General features: G+C 52.6%; 8 protein-coding genes and 1 riboswitch. All 8 genes read left to right on the forward strand.

Features of this window, described 5'->3' with window-relative positions:
- Positions 1-36 precede the first annotated feature (36 nt).
- The 8 genes from nifJ (at position 37) to LY85_RS14660 (ending at position 13,086) form a co-directional block, all read left to right on the forward strand.
- The gene (gene nifJ / locus LY85_RS14625; RefSeq protein ID WP_141827236.1) at positions 37-3,603 is read left to right on the forward strand and encodes a pyruvate:ferredoxin (flavodoxin) oxidoreductase; all 3,567 of its coding nucleotides are present in this window, start codon (positions 37-39) and stop codon (positions 3,601-3,603) included.
- Between the two features lie 80 nt (positions 3,604-3,683).
- Complete coding sequence (locus tag LY85_RS14630; RefSeq protein ID WP_141827237.1) at positions 3,684-4,865, forward strand: MalY/PatB family protein; 1,182 nt, start codon at positions 3,684-3,686, stop codon at positions 4,863-4,865.
- Between the two features lie 21 nt (positions 4,866-4,886).
- Positions 4,887-4,967: riboswitch (cyclic di-GMP riboswitch) on the forward strand.
- Between the two features lie 155 nt (positions 4,968-5,122).
- Positions 5,123-6,919 (forward strand): methyl-accepting chemotaxis protein, encoded by a 1,797-nt coding sequence (locus LY85_RS14635; protein WP_185741230.1) that lies wholly within the window; start codon positions 5,123-5,125, stop codon positions 6,917-6,919.
- A gap of 462 nt (positions 6,920-7,381) precedes the next feature.
- On the forward strand, positions 7,382-9,370 hold the full coding sequence (locus LY85_RS14640) for a BglG family transcription antiterminator (RefSeq protein ID WP_141827239.1): 1,989 nt from the start codon (positions 7,382-7,384) through the stop codon (positions 9,368-9,370).
- 32 nt (positions 9,371-9,402) lie between these two features.
- Positions 9,403-9,663 carry an HPr family phosphocarrier protein gene (locus LY85_RS14645; protein ID WP_038322673.1) on the forward strand — a complete coding sequence of 87 codons (261 nt, stop codon included), beginning with the start codon at positions 9,403-9,405 and terminating at the stop codon, positions 9,661-9,663.
- Between the two features lie 5 nt (positions 9,664-9,668).
- The gene (gene ptsP, locus LY85_RS14650) at positions 9,669-11,393 is read left to right on the forward strand and encodes a phosphoenolpyruvate--protein phosphotransferase (protein ID WP_141827240.1); all 1,725 of its coding nucleotides are present in this window, start codon (positions 9,669-9,671) and stop codon (positions 11,391-11,393) included.
- A gap of 69 nt (positions 11,394-11,462) precedes the next feature.
- Positions 11,463-12,215 (forward strand): PTS sugar transporter subunit IIC, encoded by a 753-nt coding sequence (locus tag LY85_RS14655; RefSeq protein ID WP_038322675.1) that lies wholly within the window; start codon positions 11,463-11,465, stop codon positions 12,213-12,215.
- 4 nt (positions 12,216-12,219) lie between these two features.
- Complete coding sequence (locus tag LY85_RS14660) at positions 12,220-13,086, forward strand: PTS system mannose/fructose/sorbose family transporter subunit IID (protein WP_038322676.1); 867 nt, start codon at positions 12,220-12,222, stop codon at positions 13,084-13,086.
- Positions 13,087-13,092: the final 6 nt, after the last annotated feature.

Consider the following 13,092-nt stretch of genomic DNA (forward strand, 5'->3'; position numbering starts at 1 on the left):
TTTTGATTAACCAACCCAGAGAAGGAGAATAAAAGTATGGATTCCAGAAGAATGAAAACAATGGATGGCAACGCGGCGGCCGCGTATGTCTCTTATGCGTTCACCGATGTCGCCGCCATTTATCCCATCACTCCGTCGTCCAATATGGCGGACGAAACGGATAAATACGCCGCGGCTAATCGCAAAAATCTGTTTGGCCAGGAGGTCAGGATCACCGAGATGCAGTCCGAAGCCGGAGCCGCGGGCGCCGTACACGGGGCGCTTACCGCGGGTGCCCTCACCACGACCTACACCGCTTCTCAGGGCCTTTTGCTTATGATCCCGAACATGTACAAAATCGCGGGGGAATTTCTGCCCGGCGTCATACACTGTGCCGCCCGTACCCTCGGCAAAAGCACGCTCTGTATTTTCGGCGATCATTCCGACGTTTACGCGTGCCGCCAGACCGGATTTGGAATGCTCTGCTCCAACAGCCCGCAGGAGGTCATGGACCTGGGCGCCGTGGCGCATCTGTCCGCGATCAGGGGCCGTGTTCCCATGCTGCATTTCTTTGACGGCTTCCGTACTTCCCATGAAGTACAGAAAATCCGTATATGGGACGATCAGGCTCTGGGGGACATGCTGGACTGGGACGCGGTGAGCGCTTACCGCCGCCGCAGCCTCAATCCGGAACATCCCGTCACGCGCGGTACCTGCTCAAACGACGATACCTATTTTCAGGAGATTGAGGCGGGTAACCATTATTATGAGGCCTATCCGGATATTGTGAACAGCTATATGGAAAAGGTCAACGCAAAAATCGGCACCGATTACAGGCCGTTCAATTACTACGGTGCAGCCGACGCCGAAGAAATCATTGTGGCCATGGGCTCTTCCTGCGAGACCATCGAAGAGGTCGTCGATTACCTGAACGCGGCCGGTGAAAAGGTCGGCCTGATCAAATGCCACCTGTACCGTCCGTTTTCCGCAAAGTACCTGTTCAGGGTACTGCCGAAGACGGTCCGGAAAATCACCGTGCTGGACCGCACCAGCGAAGCCGGTTCTATCGGAGCGCCGCTGTACCTGGACGTGCTGGCCGCGATCAACGGTACGGAATTCAGTTCCGTACAGGTGTTGGTGGGGCGTTACGGTCTGGGCGGAAACGACACCACTCCCGGCCAGATCATCGCGGTATTCCGCAATATGGAAAGCAATTCCCCCAAAAAGCATTTTACTGTGGGCATAGAGGACGACGTCACCCATCTGTCCCTTGAGGTGAAGGAAAATCCGGATACGACGCCGAAGGGCATTCGTTCCTGCAAATTCTGGGGACTGGGTGCCGACGGCACCGTCGGCGCGAATAAGAACTCCATTAAAATCATCGGCGACCACACCGACATGTACGCGCAGGGCTACTTTGCCTATGACTCCAAAAAGTCGGGCGGGCTTACAGTGTCCCACCTGCGCTTTGGCGATCAGCCGATCAAATCTACCTATTACATTAATAAGGCCGATTTCGTCGCCTGCCACAAAGCGTCCTATGTTGAGAAATATGACATGGTACAGGATATTAAGCCCAACGGAAGCTTCCTGTTAAACTGCCAGTGGAGCGACGGGGAGCTGGGCGAAAAGCTGCCGGACAGAATGAAAAAATATATCGCGGACAATCATATCCGTTTTTATACCATCGACGGAGTAAAACTGGGGAAGGAAATCGGCCTTGGCGGCCGGATCAATACGATCCTCCAATCCGCTTTCTTTGCCATTGCGGGCGTGATCCCGAAAGAGCAGGCCATTCAGTATATGAAGGACGCCGCTTTGCACAGCTACGCGAAGAAAGGCCAGAAGGTAGTGGATATGAACTATGCGGCCATTGAGCGCGGGGCCGCGGAGTTCCATCAGGTCGAGGTTCCGGACAGCTGGAAAAATGTGCCGGATGCCGGTCCGGTGAGAAAAGTTACCGGGAAAAATCAGGCTCTTACCGATTATGTCAATGAGTTCCTGATTCCCTCCAACGAATATAAAGGAAATAAACTGCCGGTTTCCGCGTTTACAAAGCTCGGCATGGAGGACGGTACCGTCCCGAACGGCTCCTCCGCCTATGAAAAACGCGGGATCGCCATCGACGTGCCGGAATGGAATCCGGATAACTGCATCCAGTGCAATTTCTGCTCCTATGTCTGCCCGCATGCGGTGATCCGCCCGGCCGCTATGACGCCGGACGAAGCCGCCGCCGCTCCGCAGAGCCAGAAGAGCAGGGATATGACGGGAATGCCGGGAATGAAGTTTGCCATTGCCGTTTCCACCCTGGACTGCTCCGGCTGCGGTTCCTGCGCAACGGTCTGCCCCGGCCTGAAAGGGCAGAAGGCGCTGACAATGAAGCCTATAGACACCCAGATGGCTTCTCAGGAGGGGTTCGACTATGCAGTTGCCCTGGGAGAAAAACCGGAAGTCATTGAGAAATTTAAAGCGGAGACCGTGAAGGGCAGTCAGTTCAAACAGCCGCTGCTCGAATTCTCCGGTGCGTGCGCGGGCTGCGGGGAAACTCCGTATGCGAAGCTGGTCACGCAGCTTTTCGGGGATCGCATGTATATTGCCAACGCCACCGGATGCTCCTCTATTTGGGGCGCTTCCGCGCCCGCTACTCCCTACACCACCAATCAACGGGGGTTTGGACCCGCCTGGGCAAATTCCCTTTTTGAGGATAACGCCGAGTTCGGCTTGGGCATGACCCTTGCCCAGAAAGCGATCCGCAGCCGGCTTGCAGGGCACATAGAAGAACTGGAGGCTTCCGATCAGACATCCGAAGAAATGAAGGCTGCCTGCAGACAGTATCTGAACACAAAAGAAGACAGCAGGGAAAACCGTGCCGCAGCCGACGCTTTGATTCCGGAACTGGAGAAGGCCGCCGCGCAGGGCTGCGGGCTGTCCGGAAAGACGCTGGAGGACAGGGATTATCTGGCCAAAAAATCCATGTGGATTTTCGGCGGGGACGGCTGGGCCTACGATATCGGCTTCGGCGGCCTGGATCATGTCCTCGCTTCCGGGGAAGACGTCAATATTCTGGTGTTTGATACAGAGGTCTACTCCAATACCGGCGGTCAGGCTTCCAAAGCCACTCCGGCCGGCGCCGTTGCGCAGTTTGCGGCGACCGGGAAGAAGATGAAGAAAAAAGACCTGCCCGCAATCGCTATGAGCTACGGTTATGTGTACGTTGCTCATGTGGCCATGGGTGCGGACAGAAATCAGTGCATTAAGGCAATCAACGAGGCCGAGTCCTACCGCGGTCCGTCCATCGTCATCGCTTACGCCCCCTGTATCAACCACGGGATCAAGGGCGGGATGAGCCTTGCCCAGACGGAGGAGAAAAGAGCGGTCGAAGCCGGCTACTGGAATCTTTTCCGCTATGACCCGCGTTTGGCGGAGGAAGGGAAAAATCCGCTGCGCCTCGACAGTAAGGCCCCCACGGCAAGCTACCGCGACTTTATTATGGGAGAGGTCCGCTACAATTCGCTGACACGTGCTTTCCCGCAGCGCGCCGAGGAGCTCTTTACAAGGGCCGAAGAATATTCCAAACAGAATTACGAGCATCTAAAGAGACTTTCGGAGCTGAATATGGATTAAACCCGCGTCCTGTGCCGCCGTAAGACTTTCGAAAAATGTGCTGGCAGAAACGGCGGCCGCTTTATAGAAGAAGGAGAAAAATGGATATTGATAGGGTTGATGCCGCAGAACGGCGGGGGACAAACAGCACTAAGTGGGACGGTACCTCGGCCAAATTCGGTGCGGATGATTTACTGCCGATGTGGATAGCGGATATGGACTTTCCGGCGCCCGGCTGCGTCCATGAGGCGCTGAAGAAGATCATTGATTTCGGGGTTTACGGGTATTCTTTTGTGGACGACGGATATTATCAGTCCTTTATCGATTGGGAAAAGAAGAAACACGGCTATGAGGTCAAAAAAGAGTGGCTTCGTTATACGCCCGGGGTCGTTTCCGGTCTGTACTGGTTCATCAACGCAATGACGCAGCCGGGAGAAGCCTGCATGATTCTGACTCCGTGCTATTATCCGTTTATGGACGCGGTCAGGGACACGGGACGAAAGCTCATCTGCTGCGACCTGGTGAACACCGGAGGGCATTATACCGTTGATCTGAAAAAATTTGAGGATACTATCCGGGTTAATCATGTAAAATTATTTCTTCTTTGCTCTCCCCACAATCCGGTCGGACGGGTTTGGAGCAGAACGGAGCTGAACGGGATTTTGGATATCTGCAAACACAGAGGCGTGTTCGTGGTCAGCGACGAAATCCATCAGGACATTACCTTCGGCGGCCATCGCCATATCCCCGCGGCAGCCGCCGGGGATTACGACGACATGCTGGCGACGCTGACTTCGGCCTCCAAAACCTTTAACCTCGCCGGGTGCAAAAACTCCTTCGCAGTCATTCCCAACAGGGAAATCAGGGAACGGTTTGACAGATACGCCAAGTCCATCCGCGTTACCAGAGGCTCCGTGTTCGGATATGCCGCGGTGGAGGCCGCTTACCGCAACGGGGAACCGTGGCTGGAGCGGATCCTCAATATCATCGCGGAAAACTACCGCTATCTGCGTGACACGCTGATGCGCGAGTTTCCGGGAATTACGGTCTCTCCGCTGGAAGGAACCTATCTGGTGTGGATCGATCTGGGCGCTTACGTTCCCTGTGAACAGCTGCACGATTTTATACAGAACCGCTGCGGTCTTGCCCTGGATTACGGGGAGTGGTTCTATGAAAACAGGGCGGACACCCATGTGCGCATGAACCTTGCGACCTCCGCGAAAAATGTCGGCACGGCGGTAAGCAGCCTGATCAGGGAAATCAGGAAGCTTCCGCCGAGCTGAGGAGCATACGTCTGAATAAAATGATGAAAATAGCAAACCCGTCAAAAGGCGGGGACGCAAAGCCACGGGTCTAAAGTTATCTATGACAGCCGGGTTGCCATGCCAGAAAGCCGCGGCACAAGACAGTACCGCGGCTTTGCTGTGTTTCCGGTCAAGCGGAAAGCGGCATGAATCGGCGTATCCATTGCAAGCCGCAGTTCAGTGTTCCCGGTCCGGCACCCGACGCGCCGGCCGGAATAAATTTGGGGAGGATGAAAATGTTGAAAAATAGGAAGATCGGTAAAAAGCTGATTCTGTCTTTTCTGTGCGTGGCGGTTATTTCCAGTATTGCGGGGATCGTGGGGCTCAGCGTCATGACGAATATGAACACCAATTACAAAAAAGCTTTGGTCGATTACGGCTTTTCTCAGGGAGATATCGGTCTGTTCAATTCAGAGTTTAACCACAACGGCGTGATTGTAAGGAATATTGTCATCGATCCGGATGTTCAGAAAATGATGACCGATTCCGATCTGCTCTCCCAATCCAACGAGAAGCTCAATCAATACCTTGCGACTCTCAACGGCAGAATGACCACGGAACAGGAGCTGCAGGATTTTAAGACTATTCAGGAAAACATCGATGAGTATAAAACCCTGGCCGATCAGGTGGTCACCCTGGCCATAGAAAATAAGGACGCACAGGCAAGAACGATGCTGTCGGATCAGGTCGAGCCCATTGCGGATAAAATAGAAGCTTCAGCCAATGCATTGATCAGCGGGAAAATCAAAACCGGGAACCAGGTGTCGTCAAACCTGTCCGCTCAGGGAACAGGGGCCACGGTGTTTATTTTCGCAGTGATTCTTCTTACGATGGTTGTCTCTTGCATCGTTGCGCTGCGGATTTCCCGCGGAATCAGCAAACCGGTAACGGAAATGGCGGAGGCGGCCCGGAGAATGGCGGAGGGCGACCTCAATGTGCAGATTCAGGTCGATTCCCATGATGAAATCGGGCAGCTGGGCGCCGCATTTTCGGAAACCGTCGAATATATCAAGGAATGCATTGCGGACATATCGGTCAAGCTTGCGCAAATGGCGAAAGGAGATTTGTGTATTGTAAATGAAATGAAGTATAAGGGGGATTTTGTGGAGCTGCAGGAATCCATCGGCGGCATTGCTGTGTCACTCAATGACGTCCTGCTTCAGATCAGTCAGGCTTCCGAACAGGTTACGGGCGGCGCGGAGCAGATATCCAACGGGGCCCAGGCACTGGCGCAGGGCGCAACGGAGCAGGCAAGCTCCGTCGAAGAGCTCTCCGCGTCCATTATGGAGGTATCCGCGCATATCCGGGACAACGCGGAGCACGCGGCCAACGCCATTTTGACGGTCAGGGATGTCAGCAGGGAAATCGAGATCAGCAACGGACATATGCAGGAGATGATGAATGCCATGGCAAGGATCGACGATTCGTCGGGCCGGATCGGGAAAATCATCAAGACGATCGAGGACATCGCCTTCCAGACCAATATTCTTGCGCTGAATGCCGCGGTGGAGGCAGCCAGAGCGGGAGCCGCGGGGAAGGGCTTTGCCGTTGTGGCCGGTGAGGTGCGAAGTCTGGCCAGCAAAAGCGCACAGGCAGCCCAGAATACCACTTCCCTGATCGAAGAATCTATAAAGCAGGTCAAAAACGGCAGCAAAATTGCGGATGAAACTGCAAAATCCCTGCAAAGGGTTGTGGAAGGAGCGGAAACGGTTTCAAGCGCGGTGGAAAAGATATCACAGGCATCCCGCCGCCAATCCGACGCGATTGCTCAGATCACCACGGGAGTCGATCAGATTTCTAATGTGGTGCAGACCAATTCCGCAACGGCGGAGGAAAGCGCTGCGTCGAGCGAAGAGCTTTCCGGTCAGGCTCAGACGCTGAATGCGCTTGTAAAAAGGTTCCGGTTAAGAGAGGCAAACGAAGCGGAACGGACAGCCGGATTTGCCGATGAGAGGCCGCTGCAGCAGGAATCGGTACCCGAAGAGGCGCTCAGTGAGGGCGGGTGCTCCGAACCGGAAGAGCTGCAGGCATAAAGGGTTTTGTGTGGGCGCCAAACGTTGTTTTCGGTAATTTAGGCAGGAGCCTTGGCCTGCTTATCCACAGGCGAGGTCTGATAAGAAAAAGCTTATCGATATCGAAAGGGAGAGTCCCGGGATTTACTGAATCCCGGGACTCTCCCTTTTTTCGTTCATTTTACGCTGCCCGTCCTTTGATATTCTTCCGTTCCTTCCACCTCGGGGACGGATATTTACAATACAATAAAATCCGGAGGGCTGCAAAACGGCGAGTACTAAAAATGCTGTTGTTGGAAGAAAGATAAAAACAATTGCTGGATTGTGTCTGTTTTTGCTGCAATTAGCACAAAAATAGGACTTCTCGAAGATAAACCGGAATGATATGATTGACCCAAGCTGTTAAGAAGCCGGTCATTAATTTCATAAATTGCGAAACAGAAACAGCCAGCGGATTGTGAACTTGGATAGGTGGTGTAACGGTTGTTTTTTAGTTTGGACAGGCGATGCGGGCATGTACTGGACGCACTTGCGAAATATGACGATTATGTTACGATTGATTCCCTTTCCGCGCAATTAGGACAGACAAGGCGAAACACACAGTACGATCTTTGCAAAATCAACGATGCATTTAAGCTGGCGGGGATTTCCACGATCAGCAGCAGAAGAAACAGAGGAATCAAGCTGCTGGATGAGCAGAAAACCTGGTGGGAGAACCTTTCTTTGGAAGGCGGGAGGAAATTTAACTACATTTTCACTCAGGATGAGCGCGTTGCGCTGATCATCTGCGAAAGTCTCCTCTCCAATGAAATCAATACCATTGAAGAAATGTCCGAGGAACTGAAGGTAAGCAGAAATACCGTCTTTCTGGACATGAAGATCGTGAAGGAAAAACTGAACGACTACGGAATCCGGTTCGAGTATGTTTCCAAATCCGGCTATACGGTATCGGGGGACGGTCTGAAAATCCGTTCGGTGCTGATGTACTTTATTTCAGCCATCTATCCGCTGATCAGTGACGGAATCATCAATTTTCTCTCCGATCCGCAGGTGCGCGAGCACCAGAGCAGGCTGCATAAAATCGAACAGGAGCTGGATGTGAATTATCCGGCGGAAACGATTGATAAAATAGCGATCATGCTGAAGCTTACCAAAAGAGAAATCCCCCTTAATTGGGAGCGCCAGGAGGCGAATATCCGGGAGAACCCGGTTTACCGGATTGTGAGCCGCTATTATCCGTCCCTCAGCGAAAACGACCGTATTTATGTAAGCATTCAGCTTCTGGGTGCAAGGCTGAGGGACGAAGCCAACACTCCGGATGACAGCATTGGCAATTTTAAAAATATGGCGGGGAAACTGGTCGCCTATTTTCAGCGATTGGTCGGAATCGAAATCGAGAATAAGGAACTGCTGATTTTTAACCTTGCCAGACATCTCAACCGTTCGATTTACCGCTATCAATACGGACTGATCGATTCCTGCGGGGTGGAAGAAGAAATTCAGGCGAACCCGAAGGAGCTTTTCGAGCTTGTGAAGCTGGCGGCAAAAGAATTCTCGCGCGATATCGGGTACCCCATTAACGATTCCGAAGTTGCGTTTCTGACGATTCACTTTGGGGCCCACATGAGAAAAAACAATGTGGCGATCGGTAAGATCAAAGTGCTTCTGGTTGTCAAGGAAACTGACCCGAACGGCGAACTTGAGAAAAAAGTGGACGATGAGTTCCCGATGTTCCATGTGGTACGAACCGTCACTCCCGCAGAGTTAAGCGCCTTTCAGGGAGAATATCAAATCGTCATTTCCACGCAGCTTTTGAAGTATGACGGCTTCTACGCCTATATTTCCGACAGGCTGGAAGCGGAAGACAAGAAAAAGGTACTGGAAGTCTACCTGAGATACCGAATGCTCAAAAATGAAAATATTGGGGAAAACCTGTTTGAAAATATCAAAAAATATATTCCGAAAGAAAACCAGGGCAAAGTCCGTATGGAAATCAACCGGTATTTTCTGGCCCCCGTACCGAACCTTCTTCAGCTTCTGGAGAAGGGGAACGTCCAGTGCATCGACAAAATTTCAAACTGGCGCGACGCGCTTGCACAGGCCGCGCTTCCGCTTCTGGAAAACGGAAACATTGAAACAAGCTATGTGGACTGCATGATTACCGATAACGAGATGTACGGCTGCAGTACTTATCTGGGAAACGGCGTTTATCTTGCCCATACGCAAAGCCGGGGAAATGTCAAAAGATCGGGTGTCGCGGTACTTACGATTAAAAAAGGAGTTAATTTTGGAGTTAATTACAAGGTCCGAATCCTTCTGGTGGTGGCGTCCACCGACAAAAACGAGCATTTCACGGTTTTAAAGGAAGCGGTTAAAATCTGTACGGATGAAAACAAAGTGGAAAAAATGCTCCAATGCACAAAAGAAGAGGACCTCTACAGAACGATTGCCGAATTTTCGATGGAGTCATAACATTACACTTACTTTAAGGAAGAGGGAAGACCATGTATTCTCAAACAATATTGATCAAAAATCCATCGGGGCTTCATGCCCGCCCCGCCACCAGGCTGGTGATCCTGACTAAGAAATATAAAAGCACGATTGAGATCGTTCATGACAATGTGGTAGTGGACCCCAAAAGTATCCTGAGCCTGCTGTCCGGGGAGCTCAGGCCGGGCACCCGGGTGGAAGTAAGGGCGGAAGGGGAGGATGAGGAACTGGCGGTAAAAGAAATATGTGAGTATATCGATGCATTGGAGGAATAGCGATTATGGTGCTCAAAGGCGTTGCGGCTTCTCCCGGGAAAGCAGCGGGCAATATTCTTGTCATACAGGATATTCCCGAATACGACCGTGAGGAGAAATCCACAGCGGCGGCGCAGGAATCCATCCGCCGGGTGGATGAGGCAATTGATGAATTAAACTGTGAAATGGAGTCGCTCAGCAAAAGGCTTTCCGCGGCGGGCGACGATATGAAAGCAGCGATGGTCCAAATGCATGCTGCAATGCTTACGGACAAGATTCTTCGGACAGAGATAGAAAAGGAAATCAACAGGGGCTACAGCCCGCCGGCCGCCGTCGCGCGCGCCGCTTACCGGCAGCAGAAGCTGCTGCTGTCCCTGAACGACACCTTAATGAAGGAACGCGCGCAGGACGTCAAGGACGTCAGCAAAAGGCTGATCTGCAGGCTGACCGGGCAGACCTATCCCGACCTGTCCGATCTGCGCAGGGAAGCGATCATTGTCTCCGACAACCTTCTTCCGTCCATGCTGACCAGCGCGAACGGGAAGGTGAAGGGACTGATTATGGCGAAAGGCTCCAAAACCTCGCACGTTGCCATCCTTGCAGCCAACATGGGGATTCCGGCGGTGCTGGGCTGCGCAAGCATCGAAAATCTTCACGATGGTGAATTCGTGTTTCTGGACGCGGTTTCCGGGACGGTTTACAGCGGCTTGTCCGATGAAAAAATCCGGTGGGCGCGCGGCGAGGATGTTCAATACCGGAGTAAACTGGACCGGCTCAGCGTATGGAAAAACCGGAAGTCCGTTACAAAGGACGGGAAAAGAATTCATGTGCTCGCCAATATTATGGATGCATCCGTCACCGACCAGTTAATGGAGAATGGTGCGGACGGCGTCGGGCTTTTCCGGACGGAATTCCTTTATATGAACCGGGAGACCATGCCCAATGAGGACGAGCAGTTCGTCATTTATCAGAATGTGGCGAAAAAGCTGAAGGGCAGACCGCTCACCATCCGCACAATGGATATCGGGGCCGACAAGACGGCGAGCTGCCTGAAGATGGAAAAGGAAGAGAACCCATCTCTGGGATACCGGGCGATCCGGATTTGTCTGGACAGGCCGGAAATCCTGAAGGTTCAGCTTGCGGCGGCGCTCAGGGCCAGTGTGTTCGGAAAAATCAAAATCATGTTTCCGATGATATCCGGAACCGAGGAGCTGGACCGCGCTCTCGAAATTCTGAAGGATGTAAAGGCAGAGCTGGAAAAGAAAGAGATTCCGTTTGACAAAAATGTTCCGGTCGGGATTATGATCGAGGTTCCGTCCGCCGCCGTTCTGGCGGATAAGCTGGTCGGGAAAGCCGATTTTTTCAGTATCGGCAGCAATGACCTGACCCAGTACACGCTTGCCGCGGACAGGCTGAACGGGAGGGTCTCCCATTTATACAGCCATTTGAATCCTGCGGTGCTCCGGCTGATCCGCAACACGATCGACACGGCAAATAAAAACGGAAAAACCTGCAGTGTCTGTGGGGAAATGGCGGCCGATCCCGCCGCGCTTCCGATTTTGATCGGGATGGGACTGAAAAATATCAGCGTGAACCCGCCGTCCGTTTTATTGATGAAAAACCTGATCGGGCTGTCGGACCAAAGCAGGCTTGCGGTTCTTGCGGAACAAGCGGTCGAGGCGGAAACGCCGCAGCAGGTGCTCGCTCTGGTGAAAGACACGGTTTCTCAGGAGTATAAAAACTGGTATTGAACAAGGGAATTGAATTAATTGCAGGCAATTAATTTAAGATAATCAATATTTTATAAGGGGTGGAAAGGTATGCTAATTTCGGCAATTTTTGTGGGGATTATTTCTACGCTGAGCCAATGGTGGGTCAGCCACACAGTCACAAGGACCTGGTTATACCCGATCTGGGCGGGCTTTCTGGTGGCGCTGGCCATGGGGCAGCCAATCGAGGGAATGAAAGCGGCGGCTTACATCCAGCTTACCTATTTGGGATGGATCACGGCGGGCGGCACAATGCCGGGAAACCTGATGGTCGCCGGTGTGTTCGGTACGGCGCTGACGCTTGTTTCGGGCGCGGACCCGAGTCTGGCTCCGACCTTCGCGGTTCCCTTCAGTCTGCTGGGAATCCTGATTAATCAGGCGTACATGACGATCAACAGCTTATGGATCCATAGGGCGGACAAATATCTGGAGGAAGGAAATATCACGGGCTTACGGCTGATGAACTATGTCCCGTCCGGTATTTTGAGCCTGATCCTGTATGGAATCCCCGCCTTTGCGCTTGTGCAGTTCGGCGGCGGCTTTGCAACAACGGCGCTGGCCGCGATCCCGAATCCCATGATTCAGGCGCTCAAGGTTGTCGGCGCGCTGATGCCGGCACTGGGAATCGCCATGCTGCTCAGCTATCTTGGCAAGAAGAAGCTGATCGCCTTCTTCTTTATCGGATATTTTGCCACTGTTTACCTGAAGCTGGACACGATGGCGATTACGATTTTTGCCGCGGCAATCGGTGTGATCATTTATCTGTTCTCTAAGAGCAAAGAAGAATTGGAAGAGGGGGTCTAAGGCTATGTCGGAAGAAGTAAAAGGAATGGAAGAAACAGCGGTTCAGAAACAGACGGTGAAGCTGAGAAAATCGGACCTTGTCAAGCACTGGCTTCTGGGTTATTCCAGCGAGACCTGCTATAACTATGAAAGACTTCAGGCGCTTGGTACCGCAAACGCCATGGTCCCGATTGTGAGAAGACTTTACAAGACAAAGGAAGAGCAGGCCAAGGCACTGAAAAAATACATGGTTTTCTTCAACACGGAGCCCTCCTATATCGGCACGGTGATCCACGGTGTCGCGGCGTCCATGGAGGAACAGGCCGCGAACGGCGAGGATATATCGGCGGAGGAGATCAATTCCGTCAGGACCGGCCTGATGGGGCCTATGGCCGGTATCGGAGATACCGTATCCCAGGGCATCGTCTATCCGATTCTGGCCGGCCTCGCGTGCAGCCTTGCGCTGGCGGGCAATATTATGGGCCCGGTGATTTTTGAAATAGCCTATAAGCTTATCATGCTCACCATGGGCTACAGCATGTATATGATGGGGTATAAGCAGGGGAAAAGTGCGATCCTGAAATTTCTCAAAGCCGGTACCCTCAACAAAATTACGGATGTATTCAGCATTATCGGATTAATGGTCGTAGGAAACATGGCCGCCAGCCGGGTCAACATCGTTACGCCGATCGCCTTCAACGTGGGACAGGTCGCCGTGAATATCCAGAGCGTTCTGGATTCCCTGCTGCCGGGGCTGCTTCCGCTTGTGGCGACGCTGCTGGTCTGGAAGCTGGTGTCGAAGAAAGTAAAGCCGACCTATATCATTCTGATCCTGTTTGCCGTCGGTATTGTTACCTCACTGATCGGCGCACTGGCTGTTTCCGGTTCATAAAGAAAG

It is taken from the genome of Clostridium sp. KNHs216, assembly GCF_006714885.1.
Classification (GTDB): Bacteria; Bacillota; Clostridia; order Oscillospirales; family Acutalibacteraceae; genus Caproiciproducens.

Excerpts from the sequence above, each read along its gene's own strand:
- LY85_RS14660 (WP_038322676.1), top strand. The coding sequence starts at position 12,220 with ATGTCGGAAGAAGTAAAAGGAATGGAAGAAACAGCGGTTCAGAAACAG.
- nifJ (WP_141827236.1), top strand. The coding sequence starts at position 37 with ATGGATTCCAGAAGAATGAAAACAATGGATGGCAACGCGGCGGCCGCG.
- LY85_RS14655 (WP_038322675.1), top strand. The coding sequence starts at position 11,463 with ATGCTAATTTCGGCAATTTTTGTGGGGATTATTTCTACGCTGAGCCAA.
- LY85_RS14645 (WP_038322673.1), top strand. The coding sequence starts at position 9,403 with ATGTATTCTCAAACAATATTGATCAAAAATCCATCGGGGCTTCATGCC.
- ptsP (WP_141827240.1), top strand. The coding sequence starts at position 9,669 with ATGGTGCTCAAAGGCGTTGCGGCTTCTCCCGGGAAAGCAGCGGGCAAT.
- LY85_RS14635 (WP_185741230.1), top strand. The coding sequence starts at position 5,123 with ATGTTGAAAAATAGGAAGATCGGTAAAAAGCTGATTCTGTCTTTTCTG.
- LY85_RS14630 (WP_141827237.1), top strand. The coding sequence starts at position 3,684 with ATGGATATTGATAGGGTTGATGCCGCAGAACGGCGGGGGACAAACAGC.